Below are 16,082 nucleotides of genomic sequence, written 5' to 3' on the forward strand. Positions count from 1 at the left end.
ACTGTGAACCCGGCTTTACCCCAAACCCTCTTTCTTAGTCGCCATGTCGGCAACTTGTCGGAGCCGTCATGCGCGCTGCCGTGGGACGGTTTACTTCACGCAAGCTCCTCCCCCACACCCGCAGTGCTCTAATGATCACTGCCCGTCCCATCAAGGATGAGGCATGAAACGTCGCATGCCGGGCAGAAATCTGTCCGGACGCATCATTCTGGCTGTCGCCCTCGTCGGATCCGTGGCAGCTGTCGCAGGCACGGTGACCACCGCCGAAGCGGCACCGGGGCACCCGCACGACCACAAGCACGGCGTGACCCGGGCGGAAGCCGTCCTGCCCCATGTCACGCCCCCGGGCAAGCTGCCGGTCAAGAACGGCCCCCTCAGGACAGCACCCCACGCGGCGGCATCGGCCCCCACCGACAAGGTCGCCCTGCGCGCCCTGGTCATCGCCGTGGACAACGCCGACTTCGGCCTCGCCACCTGGAAGTCCAGTCTGGACCAGGTCGGCGCGCCCTACGACGTGCTGCTCGCCCGGGACGCGCCACTGGACGCGCTGACCCGCCCGGACGGCACCGGCAGGTACAACGCGGTGCTGCTGACCAACAACGCGTTGCTGTACAACGACAACGGCAACTATGTCAGCGCGCTCGACGCGGGCGAGTGGACGGCCCTGTGGGACTACGAGAAGGCCTACCAGGTGCGGCAGGTGTCCCTCTACACCTCGTACGGCAGCTGGCCCGAGAGCTACTGCCTGAACCCGGTCAGCGAGGGCGGCATCGGCGACACCCCGCAGAACGCGGTCCTCACGACCGCCGGCGCGCCGATCTTCGACTACCTCAAGGCCGCGGCGAACATCCCGATCTCACTGTCCTACGTGTACCGGACAAGTGTCGCCCCCGGTTGCGCCGCGACCCCGATCCTGACCCTCGGCGGTTCCGTGGTCGGCGTGACCAGCACCGCGCCGGACGGCCGGGAGCGGCTGGCGTTGACGTTCACGTCGAACCAGTACCTGATCCAGGCGAACCTGCTGACCTACGGTCTGCTGCGGTGGGCGTCGAAGGGCGTGTTCCTCGGCGAGCAGCGGCACTGGCTGAACCTGGACGTCGACGACTGGTTCAACAACGGCGACGTCCTGCAGCCCGACGGGTCCGTGAACTCCGACCCGGGCTACCGGATGACCGGCACGGACGTGACCAGCACGAAGACGCAGCAGAACGCGCTGCACACCACGTACCCGCTGACGGCCGGTTTCAAGATCAACGCGCCGCTGAACGGTGACGGCATCCAGTCGGGGCTCAACATCGCCTGCGTGATCATCCTCGGCGACCCGCTGACGGCACAGTCGGAGTGCAACAAGGCCGACTTCCGCTGGGTCAACCACACGCTGACCCACCCGAAGATGAACACCACCGACTACGCCACCAGCTACGCCGAGATCCACGACAACCTGACGGCGGCCGCCGCCATCGGGCTGACCGTGCCGGCGACGGTCCTCAAGACGCCGGAGTACTCCGGCCTCGGGGTCTACAACCCGGACCCGAACAACGACATCGACCCGCCGACCGACTACGGGCTGGGCGCGTCCAACGTGAACATGCTGGCCGCCGCGAAGGCCGCCGGGGTGAAGTACCTGCACGGGAACATGTCGTTCGCCAGCCAGAAGCCGGCCTGCTTCAACTGCGGGATCTACCACCCGCTGGAGCCGAGCCTGTTCATCGTGCCCGACTGGCCGACGAACATCGCCTACCACGTCACGAACCCGGCGCAGGAGACCCAGTTCTACAACTCCTACTACGGGCCGCAGGGCAAGTTCCCCTACTGGCCGGTGAACCAGACGTACGACCAGGTGATCACGCACGAGTCCGACATCGCGCTCCAGCACGTGATGACCGGTTCGGCGTACTCGCACACGATGCACCAGAACAACCTGGCGCAGTACGCGACGAACAAGAACCTGGCGTTCGACTGGCTGCGGGCCGTGGCCGGCAAGTACAGCACCTACTACAACGTGCCGCTGCGCAACCCCGACTGGGTGGCCCTCGCCGGCTACGTCGGCGACCGCACCGCGCACTTCGCGTCCCTGTCCGCCGGCAACGACGCCGTGTGGGACCGGGCCACGAACCAGGTCACCTTCACCGGGACCGGTCCGGTGTTCGCCACCGGGGTCCGGGCGACCGGCTATGACGCGTACGGCACCGACTCGATCTCCAAGGTGCCGACCGCGACCGTGCTGACCGCGTACCCGAAGCCGTAGCAGAAGGGAGGTGGGGGCGATGCTCCCCATGACGACTCGCCCCCACACCCCGTTGAAGAGCTGGCGGGCCATCGGCAGGGCCTCTGTGGCCGACCCGGTGGTCCCCCGGCAGCGCGACCGCCGGACCACCCGGGTCGCGATGATCTCCGAAGGCACCTACCCGCACCACTTCGGCGGCGTCAGTGTCTGGATGGACCAGCTGATCCGGGGCATGCCCGAGCACCGGTTCCAGGTGGTGGCCCTGACCGTCACCGGGGTCGAGAAGAGCGTCTGGGAGATCCCGGACAACCTCGACCAGGTGATCAACATCCCGCTGTGGACCCGCCGGGAGCGCAAGCCCGACCGGGAGCCGCAGTGGTTCGTCGACGCGCACGCCACGTTCCTGCGCGCCCTGATCCGGCCCGCCGAGGTGCGCGAACGCTGGAGCCAGCAGGGCCGTGAGGCCTTCCTCCAGGCGCTGCGGGGCCTGTTCGACTACGCGCAGATCGCCGACCTGACCGCCGCGCTGACCAGCAACGCCGCGATCAGCCGGCTGATGGACGCCTGGCACCAGGCAGGGATGGACATCGGCGAGCCGCTCTGCCTGGCCGACGCGCTGACCGCCGCCGACCTCATCGAGCACATGCTCCGGCCCCTGTCGGCGCCGCCCGTCGAGGTGGACATCTGCCACCTGGCCATGAACGGGCTCGCCGGACTGGTCGCGCTGGCCGCCAAGTGGCGCAACGGCTCCAAGATCGTGCTGTCCGAGCACGGGGTGTACCTGCGGGAACGCTATCTCGCCATGGTCAACGAGGACGTGCCGCACGCCGTGAAGGTGCTGCTGCTGAACTTCTTCCGCACCCTGGCCGTCGCGACGTACCACAGCGCGGACCTGCTCGCCCCGCACTCCAACTACAACCGGCGGTGGGCGCTGTACAACGGGGCGACCCCGGCCAGGATGCGCACCATGTACAACGGGGTCGACCCGGCGGACTTCCCCGCCGCCACCGGCGAGCCGGACGTGCCCACCATCGTGTTCATGGGCCGGATCGACCCGCTCAAGGACCTGCACACCCTGATCCGGGCGTTCTCGCTGGTCAAGGCTGAGGTGCCCGACGCGAGGCTGCGGATGTTCGGGCCGATCCCCGAGGTGAACCAGGACTACGCGGCCAGCTGCCGCAAGCTCGTCGACGACCTCGGGCTCACCGACTCGGCCGTCTTCGAGGGGCGGATCGCCAGCCAGGTCGACGCGTACCACGCCGGGCACATCAACGTGCTGACCTCGATCTCCGAGGGGTTCCCGTACACCATCGTGGAGGCCATGGCCACCGGCCGCCCGCCGGTGTGCACCAACGTCGGCGGGGTCGCCGAGGCCGTGGGCGACGCCGGCATCGTCTGCGCGGCCCGCGACCACGTGGCCATCGCGGCGGGCTGCGTCAAGCTGCTCACCGACCACGACCTGCGCCGCCGGCTCGGGGTGGCCGCGCGCGAACGGATCCTGAACAACTTCACCCTGGCCCAGTCCATCGAGGCCTACCGGTCGGTCTACGAAGAGGTCCTGGCGTGACCGACACGGTTCCGCTCCGCCTGGTCGACCCCGTCGACGCGCTCGCCACCAAGGTGTCCGACCGCTGCGGCCTGGCCATCGACCCGCTGCAGATCGCCGCCATGCTCGAGAGCGACGGCATGACCGACCGGATGGCCACCCAGGACTACGGCTACAAGGACGTCTTCGCCCTCGCCGAGGACATCTACCGGCGGATCCCGCACCGGGGGCCGGGCGAGCCGCTGCCCCGGCCCGACCGGATCCAGGCGCTGCGCGAGCTGTCGCACGGCCTGCTGTACACCATGCCCAGCGCCGTGTTCCCGGCCGTGGCGTTCCTGCTCGGCGCGCGGAACACGATCACCGGCATGGTGTACGCGACGGCGTTCGGCTGGGTGTGGACCATGGGCTGGACGTCCGTGGCGTACCGGATGACGGGTCACGGTCGCACGGACCTGGCCGCGAAGGTGCTCCGCCGGAGCCTGCTGTTCGGCGTGACCCTGCCCTCCCTGGTCGGGATCCCGTTCCTGTCACCGGGGGCCTGGGCGCTGGCCGTGGCGCAGCTCGCGTTCCAGCTCGCCGGCGGCATCCTGTTGTTCCACCGCCGCGAGCCGGTGCTGTTCGCGCTGTCGGCCCCGGCCGTCGGGGTCGGCCTCGGCTTCCTGTTCGGCGGCGGCACCCGACCGCTGGCCGTGGCGGCCGTCGCCGCCGCCGGTGCGTGCGTGCTGCTGGTCTGCGTGTTCGCCGTCCTCCAGGTCGTCCGGGTGCCGGCGGTGAAGGAGCCGGCGATCCGGATCCGCGCCGAGGTGCCCCGCGCGCTGCCCGTCATCGGGTACGCGGCCCTGTCAGCCCTCTACCTGCTGTCCGCCGACGCGCGCCTCGACCAGCCCCGGCTGGACCTGGCGCTGGCCGTCACGCCCATCGTGCTGGGGATGGGGGTGCTGGAGTGGCGCGCGCGGCGGTTCGGGGAGCGCAGTCTCGGGTTGCTACGCCGCACCCGCTACCCGGCCGAGTTCCGTCGCCGGGTACTGCGGGCCTTCGCCGTGGACCTGGTCGTCGCCGTGGGGACCCTGGCCTGCCTGGCCCTGGTCCTGGCGGCCTTCCTGTACGGCCACGGCCAGCTCTCCCGGCTCGGCGCGGCCTCCCTCGCGGGGCACGTGCTGCTCGGTGGCGCGTACTTCACCGGTTTCCTGCTCATCAACCAGGCCCGGTTCGGCCGGCTGCTCGGGGTGCTCGGCTGCGTCGTGGCCGGCTACCTGGGCGCCGTGGCGTACCTGGGCCCCGACCGTCAGGTGCCCGTCTTCGGCGCCTGCAGCGCACTTCTCGTGTTCGGCCTGGTCATCGGGCTGCTCCCCGATCTCGGACAGGTCTGGCGATACGCCAGCTACTAGAGAGGAACTTGGTCATGCACGTAGTCATCCTCGCCGGCGGCCGCGGCGTCAGGCTCCGGCCCTACACGACCTCCCTGCCCAAACCCCTCGTGCCGATCGGCGACGAGTACGCGATCCTCGACATCATCCTGCGCCAGCTGCGGACGTACGGGTTCACCTCCGTCACCCTCGCGATCGGGCACCTCGGCAGCCTGATCCGCGCGTTCGTCGGCGACGGCTCCCAGTGGGACCTGTCCGTCGACTACGCGGAGGAGGACAAGCCGCTGTCCACGATCGGCCCGATGTTCAACATCCTCGACCAGCTGCCCGAACACTTCCTGGTCATGAACGGGGACGTGCTCACGGACCTCGACTACGGGATGCTGCTGCGCGAGCACATCGCGTCGGAGGCGCCGTTGACCGTGGCCACGTACAACCGCCAGGTGAAGATCGACTTCGGCTGCCTGGAGGCCGTGGACGGCACTGTGGTCAGCTTCACCGAGAAGCCCACCCTCGACTACTCGGTGAGCATGGGCATCTACGGGATGTCCCGCAAGACCCTGGCGCCGTACCCCAAGGGCGTCGCGTTCGGCTTCGACGACCTGGTCCTCGACCTGCTCGACCGCAACGAGCCGCCGTCGTCGCACCTGTTCACCGGCTACTGGCTCGACATCGGCCGGCCGGACGACTACGACGAGGCGAACCGGACGTTCGACCAGATCAAGCCGCTGCTGCTGCCGCGCCCCCGGATGCCGGAGAAGTCCGCGCCCGCCGTCCGCGACAGCGCCGCCACCCCGTTACCCAGTCCACCCGTATCCACCTGGCGGTAGTCCATGCGAGTTCTCCTGTTCGGAGCGTCCGGCTTCATCGGCAAACACGCCCACGCGGCGCTGACGGCGGCCGGGGCCGAGGTGCTGCCCACCGGCCGGCGCGGCCCGATCCGGCACGACCTGGTCGTCGACGGGCCGGCCCGGCTCGCGTCGCTGCTCGCGGCGCACCGGCCCGACGCGGTCGTCAACTGCGCCGGCCTGCTCAGCGGGAGCACCGCCGAGCTGGTCGAGGCCAATGTCACGGCCGTGGCCCGGCTCGTCGACGCGTGTTCCTTTCTGGGTACGAGGCTGGTCACGCTCGGCTCGGCCGCCGAGTACGGCGTCGTGCCGCACGGCGTGCCCGTCGCCGAGGACGCGCCCTGCCGCCCGGTCGGCGGCTACGGGGTGACCCGCCTCGCCGCCACCGAACTCGTCCGGCTGGCCGTCGCCGACCACCGGCTCGACGGGGTCGTGCTCCGGGTGTTCAACCCGCTCGGGGCCGGCCTGCCCGCCGACAACGTCCTCGGCCGGGCCCTGCGCCAGGTGCCGTCGGGCACGGTCCGGCTGGGCCCGCTGGGCGCGTACCGGGACTTCGTCGACGGCCGCGACGTGGGCTCCGCCGTGGCGTTGGCGACGTGCGCGGCGACCCTGCCCGAGCCGGTGCTCAACGTGGGCAGCGGGGCGGCCGTGCCGACCCGGGAGGCCGTGCGGCTGCTGTGCGCGGCGGCCGGGTTCGCCGGGGAACTGGTCGAGGGCGACGTGGCCCCGGGCCGGTCGGCAGGAGTGGACTGGATCGCCGCGGACCTGACCCGGATTCGTGCGACCCTGGGCTGGGCGCCGGCCTACGACCTGGAGGCCGCGGTGAAGGAGCTGCTGCTGTAGGACCCCCGACTTGACCTCCAGCCCGGTTGAGGTGGCAGGGTGCCCGGCATGAGCGTCGTCGCGCCCTCCCGGCCGCCCTACCTGCGCATCCTGCGCCACCCGGTCCTCCGCCGTTTCCTGCCGGCCGTCCTGTTGTCGGCCTTCGGGGACGGGATGAGCTTCGTCGCCGTTGCCTGGCTGGCCGTCCAACTCGCCCCGCCGGGCCGGCACGGGGTGTGGACGGGCCTGGCCGTCGCCGCGTACGCCCTCCCGGCCACCCTCGGCGCCGCCCTGCTCGGGCCGCTGGTCCGCCGGTTCGACGGGGCCCGGCTGGTGGCCGTGGACGCGACCCTGCGCGCGGCCCTGCTGGGCACGATCGCGGTACTGGCCGTCGCGGACCTGCTCGGCCCGGCCCTGTACGTCGTCCTGCTCGCCCTGTCCTCGCTCCTGCACGCCTGGGGCAACGCCGGGGTGTACACCCTGGTGGCCGAGGAGCTCGACGACGAGGACCGGGTCACCGGCAACGCGCTGGTCTCGTCCGTGCAGCAGGCGTCCTTCGTGATCGGCCCGGCCCTCGCCGGTCTGGTGACGGCGTTCGCCGGGCCGGGCTGGGTGATCGGGGCCGACGCCGTGACGTTCGCGTTCCTGGCCGTGACCTGCGTGGGCATCGTCCGGTCCCGGCCGCCCCGGATGCTCCCCCCGGCGGAGAAGGGCGGCGCGTGGCTGACCCTGCGCTCCCATCCCCAGCTACTCGCCCTGATCGCCGTGACCTGCGCTTTCTTCTTCCTGTACGGCCCGGTCGAGGTCGCCATGCCCGTGCACATCGCCGACGAGTTGCACGCCTCGGCCGGCCTGCTCGGCGGTTACGTCGCGGCGTACGGCGTCGGCACGGTCTTCGGCTCGCTCCTCGCCGGGCTGCTGCGCCGGCTCCCGCTGTGGCCGGTGATCGCGGCGATCGTGGTCGGCTGGGGGCTGTGCCTGCTGCCGAGCGGGCTGACAGACGCGGTGGCCCCTGGCATGGTCGGCTTCGGGATCGGCGGCTTCGTCTACGGGCCGTTCACCGCGATCTGCACCGCACTGTTCCAGCGCAGCGCCCCGGCGGAGCACCTGAGCCAGGTGCTCGCGTTCCGGGGCGCGTTGATCACGCCGGCCGCCGCGCTGGGCACCGCGGTCGGCGGGCCGCTGGTGGGCGCGATCGGCGGCCGGCAGACCCTGCTGGTCTCGGCGTGGACGACCATCCTTCTCGGGGCACTCCTCGCCCTCGGCAGCATCCCGAGCTGGCGCCGCCGGTAGCCCGGCTACCGCCAGGTGACCGCCACCGGCAGGCTGCGCGCGCCGGTCATGATCCGGGCGTCGTGCAACCCGACGTCGGGGCCGACCGCGAACTCCGGGCAGTCCTCCAGCAGCGTCCGGGTCGCCAGCCGGGCCTCGAGCCTGGCCAGCGGCGCGCCAATGCAGAAGTGGATGCCATGCCCGAAGCTCAGGTGCTGGTTGGGGGTGCGGGTGGGGTCGAACCGGTCGGCCTCCGCGAACTGCCGCTCGTCCCGGTTGGCGGAGGCCAGCCACAGGTTGAGCACCTGACCGGCGGGGACGTCCCGCCCGCCGACCGTGGTGTCGGCCGTCGTCAGCCGGACCAGCCGCGGGAACGGCGTGCGGACCCGCAGCACCTCCTCCAGCGCCGTGGGCAGGCCGGTCGGGTCGGCCCGCAGCGCGGCGGTGGCGTCCTGGTCGGCGTCCAGGGTCAGCACCGTGTTGCCCAGCAGCAGTGTCGTGGTGATGTGCCCGGCGATGAGGAGCAGGCCGACGAAGCCGACGATCTCCTCGTCGTCGAGCCGCTCCCCGTCGACCTCCGCGGCGATCAGGGTGCTGGTCAGGTCGGCGGTCGGCACGGCCCGGCGGGCCCGGATGTGGTCGAGGAGGTAGTCGTTCATGTCCCGGACCGTCGCGCCCACCGCGTTCATGTGGTCCTGGTCGGGCAACAGTCGCTCGGGCCGGTTGTCGCCGAGCAGCCCGTCGGCCCAGCCGCGGAACCGGTCCCGGTCGGCGGCCGGCACGCCCAGCAGCTCGGCGATCACGATGACCGGCAGCGGATACGCCAGGTCCGCGACCAGGTCGAACGCAGACCGGCCTCGGACGGCGTCGAGCAGTTCCCGGGTGACCTGGGTGATCCGGGGCTCCAGCTCCGCGACGATCCGGGGCGTGAAGGCCTTGCTGACCAGCCGGCGGAGCTTGAGGTGCCGGGGCGGGTCCATCCCGACGAAGCTGCCCTTGGCGAACAGCTCCAGGTCCTTCTGCGGCGGGAGCAGGCCGCTGAGGTCGGAGGAGAACGTGCCGGGGTCGGCAAGCACCGCCGTCACCTCGGGGTAGCCGAACACGTGCCAGGCGCCGAACTCCTGGTCCCAGGCGACGGGCTCGGACCGGCGCATCTCGTGGAACCAGTCGAGGAGATCCGCGGAGTGGGAGGACTGTTGCGCGAAGGTTGCTGTCATCGCGAATACCTCTTCCTTTTTAGACCTTTATAGACGACAAGTCCTAAGAGTGCCTCCTGGTTTCATCCCGGGCCGAAAGCTTCCGCACGACGGCCTCCCGGGGCATACTGCGGGGCATGCCCGTCCGCGTGCAGTTCACCCTCGCCCTGTTGCTCGTCGCGTTCGGCGGGGCCGTTCTCGCGATGCCCGCCGGGTTCGAGGGCCCGGCCCTGGTCCAGCTCGGCGCCCGGCACGCCGTGTCCCTCGTGGACCTGGTCGGGGCGGTGCCACTCGCGCTCGGCGGCACGTGGCTGGAGATCCTGATCGTCCTGCGGCTGCCCCGGCTGCGCCTGGGGCCGCGCACCCTGCTGGGGCTCGGCTTCGCCGCCGGCCTGGGGCTCGGGCTCGTCCTGGCGAGCGTCTACCAGGGGTACTGGTGGTGGGCCATCGGCGCCGGCGCGTTCGCCGTGGTCCTCGCCGGCCTCACGGTCCGAGCCCTGACCACCACGGACGAGCCGGCCCTCCCGGCGACGCCGACCCCGCCGGACGCACCGGAAACGAGCGGGCCGCGTCCGGCCGAGCCACCGTCGAGCGGGCGGCAGTCGGGCCGGCCCCGTCCGGCCGCGCCGCCGTCGATGGAGTCCCCGACCGCCGATCTGCCCGCCGGTGCCCCGCTGGGCCCGAAGCACCTGGTGCCCGCCACGGGCACCCCGGACGGCCGGGTGGACCCGGCACCGGCGGCCCCCGGTGCCGGGCCGGTCCCGGCCGCCGAGCCCGCCCGGACGGGCCGCCGGAGCAGGAAGAAGGAGTCCCCCGACGAGTTCACCCTCGGCCTGGGCGACTGACTACACCCTGCTCAGGGCCTTGTCGCTGATCGAGCACACCATGCCGAACCGCTCGGCCCGCCGGCGGGCGAACTCCGTCAGCGCCGGCGTGTCGGCGTAGTCGAGGGCGAACAGGTCGATGTCGAGGTGCAACAGCCGCTCGGCGTACTGCGCGTGCACCTCCAGGGTGTCCGGCGGCCAGGGCGCGTACCCCTCCGCAGTCCACCGGGCGGAGAACGACTCGAACAGCACCCCGTCGACCAGCTCCCCGAGCTGGGGCAGCAGCTCGAAGCCCCGGTTGGCGAGCAGGTACGCGTCCGGCGCCCCGGCCCGCAACGCCCCGATCAGCGCCAGGGTGTGCGGCAGGTCCTCCGGGTAGGTGAACTCGACGTTGAGGCAGTCGAGGAACAGCCCGTGGAACCCGGCGTCGAGGGCCGCGGACGCCTGGCGGAGGACGTGCGCCACCCAGCCGGGGTGCCCGACGTGCACGAAGTGCCCGCCCCAGTCCGGGTTGCGCGACGGCCGGTGCCAGGGCGCCGGGTCGAGGTCGACGTCCTCGGTGACGCTGAGGTAGCCGAGCAGCCGGACCCCGCCGGCGGCGAGCTGGGCGAGCTCGGCCGGGGAGTAGAAGTCGGGCTGCAGGACGGCGCACCGGTAGCCGGTGAGCTTGTCGAGTTCGCCGTCGCCGTAGTAGAAGACGATGTCCCGGCCGACCGCGTCGCGGCCGGCCAGCTCGTCGCTCACCCGTTCTCCCGGTACCAGTCGAAGGTGCGCCGGACGCCGTCCTCCAGGGACACCTTCGGCGAGTACCCGGTGAGGGTGCGCAGCTTCGTCAGGTCCGGGCACCGGCGGGCCACGGAACCGGCCGGCGCGGGCGCGATCTCCAGCGCGGGACTGACCCCGGCGATGCCGTGCACGATCTCGACCAGGTCGCCGATGTTGGTCTCCTGGGTGTCGTCGCCGATGTGCACGATCTCGCCCACCGCCTCGGGGGCGGCCATCAGGAGCACCATGGCCTCGACGGCGTCGTCGATGTAGCAGAAGGCGCGGTGCTGCTCGGACCCGTACACGATGAAGGGGTCCTCGCCCTTCAGGGAGCGCAGCGCCAGCTCGGGGACCACGTGGTCGGCGCCCATCCGGGGGCCGTAGACGTTGTGGAACCGGCCGATGACGTAGGGCAGGCCGGAGTGCGCGACGGCGGCCTCGCCCCACAGCTTGGAGATGGCGTAGGTGAACCGGGGCGCGGTGACGTCCTGGATGTGGAGTGGCACCGTCTCACCGGTCGGGACGGGGACCACGCCGGCGGTCACGCCACCGGCGTAGGCCTCGCTCGTCGAGGCGAAGAAGAGCTTCGTCCCAGGTTTGTCGTGCGACCGCGCGCCAGGCTGGCCCAGCCAGTCCAGCAGGTGGGACAGAGCCAGGGTGTTGATCCGGAGCACCCTGGCCGGGTCCTTCTCCACGTTGCGCACGCCGACGACGGCGGCCAGGTGGTAGATCTGGTCCCAGCCGTGCGGGATGCGCTCCCACGCGGCCGGGTCGGTCAGGTCCGCCTGGATGATGTCGTAGCCGAGGTCGTCGCGGCCCCGGGAGAAGTCGTCCACCACGGTGACGGCGTGGCCGTCGGCGACGAGCCGGCGGGTCAGGTGCGCGCCGATGAAGCCGGCGCCGCCGAGTACGAGGATCCTCATCGGGCCACCGCCGAACCGGGAGTCGAGGCGACCTCGTAGCCCAGGCCCACGTAGGACACGCCGAAGGACTCCACGACCGCCTCGTCGAGGATCCGCCACGAGTCGTAGACCAGCTTCGGGGTGCCCTCGGCGAACAGGGCCGGCAGGTCCAGGGCCCGGTACATCGGGTGGTCGGTGATCACCAGCACCGCGTCGGCGGCGGCGAAGCCCTCCTGCAGGGTGACCGGCCGGCCGCCGTACTCGATGATCACCTCGGGGGTGACCAGCGGGTCGTGGCCCAGCACCTCGACGCCCGCCGCCTGGAACACCGGCTGCATGGCCGCGATCGGCGTGCCCCGCATGTCGTCGGTGGGCGGCCAGCCCTTGTACGCCCAGCCGAGCACCAGCACCGACTTCAGGTCCTGCACGAGCGACAGCAGCCGGTGCGCGACGTGCACGGGCAACTCCTCGTTGAGGGCCCGGGCTCGGCCGATCAGGTAGGGGGTGTGCCCCTCGCGCTCGGCGGCGGAGATCAGGATGTACGGGTCCTTGGACAGGCACCCGCCGCCCACGTACCCGGGCTTGGCGATGTCGGGGCGCGGGTAGTCGAGGTTGGTGGCCCGGATGACCTCGAGCGGGTCGAGCCCGAACCGCTCGGCGAGCAGCGCGACCTCGTTGCCGAAGGCGTAGATCACGTCGGTGTGGCAGTTGTTGGTGAGCTTGACCATCTCGGCGGCCTCCATCGAGGAGACCGGCACGAGCTGGTTGGCGAGCCCGCCGAAAAGCTCCAGGCCGGCGTCCAGCGAGGCCTGGTCGAGGCCGCCGACGACCTGGGGCAGCTCGACCAGCTCGCGCAGAGCCTGACCCTGGATGGTCCGCTCGGGGGCCATCACGAGCTTCGCCCCGGCCCACAGCTCGGGCAGCACGACCCTGCGGCTGGTGCCGACCGGCACGGTGCTGCGCACGACGACCAGGGTCTCGGGGCCGCAGGACGCGGCGATCGCCCGGGCGGCGGCGGCGAGATTGCCCAGGTAGGGCTCGTGGGTCGACAGGTCAACGGGGGTGGACACGCAGATGATGGCCGCGTCGACCCCGTCGGCGGGCAGCTCCGGGCCTACGTGGATGGTCTTCCCGATGTACTCGGCGAAGACCTCCTCACAACCCGGCTCGAAGATGTGCGGCTTGCCGGCCGCGAGGGACTCCAGCACGGCCGGCTGGGTGTCCACGCCGAACACCGTGAAGCCCTTGCGGGCCAGCGCGGCGGTGAGGGTGAGCCCCACGTAGCCCATGCCGATGACGCCGATCCGTTTCATTCGCAACTCCTCGTGATGGTGTCGAGTGCTCGGGTGGTGACGTAGCCGGCGAAGTCCTCGGCCGCGTAGCTGGCGCACGCCTTCTTCACGTTCTCGGGGCGGGTCGCGTAGTCGACGGCGAGCACGGTCTTGCCGGCCTTGCGGAGCGCGCGGGTCTCCGTCAGGTTCTCGGGGCAGAAACTCTCGGCACAGGGCTTGTCGGTGGCGAGGAAGAAGAGCTCTTCCATGCCGATCCCGTCGACCGCCTCCGTGTATCCGGAGTATTTCCGCAGCTCAGGGGAGTTCTGCGGGAAGACCAACAGTGGGCTGTACTTCGCGATCCGCACGATCAGGTCGGCCATCTTCCGCCCGAGGGACTCCCGCGACTCGCCCTGCACGGTCTTGAGGTCGATCTCCTCGTACGCCAGCGGCGTGTCGAGGTAGACCCCGTCGAAGCCGGACCGGGCCGCCTGGTCGAGACGCGGGCGGACGACCTTGTCCCACCACGCCTGCTCCCAGTAGCGGACGAAGAACTCCTCGGGCCAGTCGTCCCAGCGGTTGAGGACGAGATCCTTGACCGACGGGTACTCCGGCCGGAAGTTCTCGATGGACCCGATCTCGAAGTACGCGAGGACGGTCTTGCCGCTCCTCTTCAGCGCCGCGACCTCCTCCGCCCGGAAGTAGTCGCTCCTGGCGTCGCGGGCGAGGTCGATGACGGCGAGCTGGCCGGGGGCCTTGGCGACGTCGTCGAGTTTCCCGCCTGGGTAGCCCTGGAGCTGGTACACCCAGGAGGTGATCTTTCCCGGGGCCGACGGCTTCGCCGGGCCGGGGCTCATGTTGCCCTGGTCGGACGGGTTGGCGCCGGACGCTGGCGGGTCGACCGCCGTCGGGCTCGCCCGCGGGGTGCCGCCGGCGGCGGAGGTGCACCCGGCGACGCTCAGGACGAGCAGGAGGGCGAGGCAACGGCGCATGTCACATCCCTGTGGGCGTTAACTAACCGCGACCACAGTCACACTCACAGCGTCCCCGGGCAACTCTCGAACCAGACATAAGCGCTGCAATGACCTGTCGGAAAGACGGCAGCCCGGCATTGAATAGATTGGGCACATGTGGCGTAGCTGGGAACGGGTGCACGAGACCGTCGAGCCGGTGTTCTGGCGTGACGGTCACCTCGTCGTGGCCGGACCCGCCGAGGTCAAACGGGTGCTCGCCGATCCGGACACCTACCGGCCGGACAACGCCCTGGACGCCCTCACCCCGATGTCGGTGGCCGTGATGCGGGTCCTGGCGAAGTACCGCTTCAAGCTGCCGGCCACCCTCGCCAACAACGGCACCGACACGCACCCGATGATCCGGGGCGTCGTGTTCGACGCGATGCACCCGAGCCGGGTCGAGGCGCTGCGGCCGTGGCTGACCGGCATCGTCCGCCGTCGGGTCGGCCAGCTGACCCGCCGGCTCCGGGCCGGGGAGGCCGTCGACCTGCACGCCTCGCTCACCACGGACCTGCCGCTGCTGGTCCTCGCCCGGCTGATCGACCTGCCGGTGGCCGATGTCCGCCGGGTCAAGGACTTCTCCGCCGCCGCCCTCGAACTGTTCTGGGCCCCGCTGTCCCTGGAGCGGCAGCTGGTCCTGGCGGAGAAGGTCGGCCAGTACCACCGCGAGCTGCGGGAGATCGCCCGGACCGGGCCGGGTCTCGCCCGGGACCTGCGCGAACACGGCCGCACCGAGAACGAGGTGACCGCCGCGCTGTTCTTCCTGCTCGTCGCCGGGCAGGAGACCACGTCGCAGTTCCTCACCCTGCTGCTGCACCGGCTCACCGAGGAGGGCCTGCCCGACGGGTACGACACCGCCGACGTCGTCGAGGAGGGCCTGCGCCTCGACCCGCCGATCCCGACCTGGCGCCGGCTCGCCGCCGTGCCGTCCACCCTGGGCGGAGTCGAGGTGCCCGTCGGCACGTCCGTGCTCCTCTGGCTCGGCGCCGCCGGCCGCGCCGTGGCGGCCGACCCGCACGCCATGGTCCCCGGCCAGCGGGGCTCCCGCCGGCACCTGGCCTTCGGGGCCGGGGCGCACCGGTGCGTCGGCGCGCAGCTGGCCCGGATGGAGGCGGCGGTGGTCCTCGACGAGGTGGCGCCCCTGCTCCGCCGATCGACCGTCGTCACCGCCCCGACCTTTCCGGCAAACCTCTCCTTCCGCATGCCGGACACCCTGGTCGTGCGGCTCAGCGATAGAGTCGGATAGGCGCACGAGGGGGGTCCGGTGCACGATTTCTGGCAGCCACCGTACGAGTACGAGATCACCGAACCGCACCCGGCCCGGATGCGCGACTACTACCTGGGCGGCCGGATCCACTACCAGGTGGACCGGGACGCGGCCGACGCGGCGGTCGCCGCCGGCGATCCCGAACCGCTGATCGCCTGGGAACAGCGCGAGTTCCTCCGCCGGACGGTGCCCGCCCTGGTCGACCGGGGGGTCACCCAGTTCGTCGCGGTGGGGGCCGGCATCCCCCGGCAGGACGCCGTGCACGAGATCGCCCAGCGGCACGACCCGCGGTGCCGGGTGGTCTATGTGGACGACGACCCGTTCGTGCTGGACTGCTCGCGGTTCCTGCTCGCGGACACGCCCCGGACCGCCGTCGTCGAGGGCACGGCCGCCACGCCGGAGGTGTTCCTGGCCGATCCGGTGCTCCGCGACCTGCTCGACATCGACCGGCCGGTCGCGGTGGCCCTGCTGGCGACGCCCCCGGCCCTTCTCGCGACCGATCCGGCGGTCCTGGCGACCGATCCGGCCGATCCGGCGGTCCTCGCGGCCGATCCGGCAGTCCTGGCCGCCGGCCCGGCGGTGATCGCGGCGGCGCTGGCGCCCGGCAGCCATCTGCTCGTCCCCCGCGCGTGGGCGGGGCCCGGCGCCGACGGGTGGGCGTGCGTCCCGGTCGGGCGGGTGCCCCACGAAAGTTAGGGAGTGTCTTGTGGATCTCGTCGCGCCGAGGCGGAGTCCAGAGGTCGAGATGCAAGCCGCTGATGT

At 71.6% G+C, this 16,082-nt stretch carries 14 protein-coding genes; 9 read left to right on the top strand and 5 right to left on the bottom strand.

The genetic code is table 11. From position 1 onward, the window contains the following. Positions 1 to 163 precede the first annotated feature (163 nt). The 6 genes from IW245_RS19965 to IW245_RS19990 are packed head-to-tail and all read left to right on the top strand — an operon-like array spanning position 164 to position 8,103. Positions 164 to 2,248 (top strand): Agd3-related carbohydrate-binding protein, encoded by a 2,085-nt coding sequence (locus IW245_RS19965; protein WP_231398872.1) that lies wholly within the window; start codon positions 164 to 166, stop codon positions 2,246 to 2,248. Between the two features lie 28 nt (positions 2,249 to 2,276). After that, positions 2,277 to 3,794, top strand: a complete 1,518-nt coding sequence (gene pelF / locus IW245_RS19970; RefSeq protein WP_197004693.1) for a GT4 family glycosyltransferase PelF — start codon at positions 2,277 to 2,279, stop codon at positions 3,792 to 3,794. Continuing rightward, positions 3,791 to 5,161: a hypothetical protein gene (locus tag IW245_RS19975; protein ID WP_197004694.1), complete on the top strand. Its 1,371-nt coding sequence runs from the start codon at positions 3,791 to 3,793 to the stop codon at positions 5,159 to 5,161. The genes pelF and IW245_RS19975 overlap by 4 nt, the downstream gene beginning before the upstream one ends. Positions 5,162 to 5,175: 14 nt before the next feature. Beyond that, complete coding sequence (locus IW245_RS19980) at positions 5,176 to 5,970, top strand: nucleotidyltransferase family protein (protein ID WP_197004695.1); 795 nt, start codon at positions 5,176 to 5,178, stop codon at positions 5,968 to 5,970. 3 nt (positions 5,971 to 5,973) lie between these two features. Next, entirely contained in the window at positions 5,974 to 6,831 is an 858-nt protein-coding gene (locus IW245_RS19985) for an NAD-dependent epimerase/dehydratase family protein (protein WP_197004696.1), read from the top strand. A 48-nt stretch (positions 6,832 to 6,879) separates the two neighbouring features. Further along, entirely contained in the window at positions 6,880 to 8,103 is a 1,224-nt protein-coding gene (locus IW245_RS19990; protein ID WP_197004697.1) for an MFS transporter, read from the top strand. Positions 8,104 to 8,108: 5 nt separating this feature from the next. On the opposite strand, the gene IW245_RS19995 is transcribed toward IW245_RS19990, so the two are convergent. Continuing rightward, positions 8,109 to 9,299, bottom strand: coding sequence for a cytochrome P450 (locus tag IW245_RS19995; RefSeq protein ID WP_197004698.1), 1,191 nt, complete (start codon positions 9,297 to 9,299; stop codon positions 8,109 to 8,111). 116 nt (positions 9,300 to 9,415) lie between these two features. Here IW245_RS19995 and IW245_RS20000 point away from each other — a divergent pair, with 116 nt between their 5' ends. Then, positions 9,416 to 10,123, top strand: coding sequence for a hypothetical protein (locus IW245_RS20000; protein ID WP_197004699.1), 708 nt, complete (start codon positions 9,416 to 9,418; stop codon positions 10,121 to 10,123). Here the strand turns inward: IW245_RS20000 and IW245_RS20005 are convergent, their stop codons facing one another. Genes IW245_RS20005 through IW245_RS20020 form a run of 4 tightly spaced genes read right to left on the bottom strand, consistent with a single transcriptional unit; the run spans position 10,124 to position 14,032 of the window. Then, positions 10,124 to 10,846 (bottom strand): putative glycoside hydrolase, encoded by a 723-nt coding sequence (locus IW245_RS20005; protein ID WP_233473027.1) that lies wholly within the window; start codon positions 10,844 to 10,846, stop codon positions 10,124 to 10,126. Beyond that, positions 10,843 to 11,790: an NAD-dependent epimerase/dehydratase family protein gene (locus tag IW245_RS20010; RefSeq protein WP_197004700.1), complete on the bottom strand. Its 948-nt coding sequence runs from the start codon at positions 11,788 to 11,790 to the stop codon at positions 10,843 to 10,845. Before IW245_RS20010 ends, IW245_RS20005 begins: the two co-directional genes overlap by 4 nt. Continuing rightward, positions 11,787 to 13,082, bottom strand: a complete 1,296-nt coding sequence (locus IW245_RS20015; RefSeq protein WP_197004701.1) for a nucleotide sugar dehydrogenase — start codon at positions 13,080 to 13,082, stop codon at positions 11,787 to 11,789. Before IW245_RS20015 ends, IW245_RS20010 begins: the two co-directional genes overlap by 4 nt. Then, positions 13,079 to 14,032: a glycoside hydrolase family 191 protein gene (locus IW245_RS20020; RefSeq protein ID WP_197004702.1), complete on the bottom strand. Its 954-nt coding sequence runs from the start codon at positions 14,030 to 14,032 to the stop codon at positions 13,079 to 13,081. Before IW245_RS20020 ends, IW245_RS20015 begins: the two co-directional genes overlap by 4 nt. A 136-nt stretch (positions 14,033 to 14,168) precedes the next feature. On the opposite strand from IW245_RS20020, the gene IW245_RS20025 reads away from it, so the two are divergent. Both IW245_RS20025 and IW245_RS20030 read left to right on the top strand, forming a co-directional pair. Continuing rightward, complete coding sequence (locus IW245_RS20025; RefSeq protein WP_197004703.1) at positions 14,169 to 15,299, top strand: cytochrome P450; 1,131 nt, start codon at positions 14,169 to 14,171, stop codon at positions 15,297 to 15,299. 18 nt (positions 15,300 to 15,317) lie between these two features. Further along, entirely contained in the window at positions 15,318 to 16,016 is a 699-nt protein-coding gene (locus tag IW245_RS20030; RefSeq protein ID WP_197004704.1) for an SAM-dependent methyltransferase, read from the top strand. Positions 16,017 to 16,082 lie beyond the last annotated feature (66 nt).

Source organism: Longispora fulva, from assembly GCF_015751905.1.
In the GTDB taxonomy this organism is placed as follows: domain Bacteria; phylum Actinomycetota; class Actinomycetes; order Mycobacteriales; family Micromonosporaceae; genus Longispora; species Longispora fulva.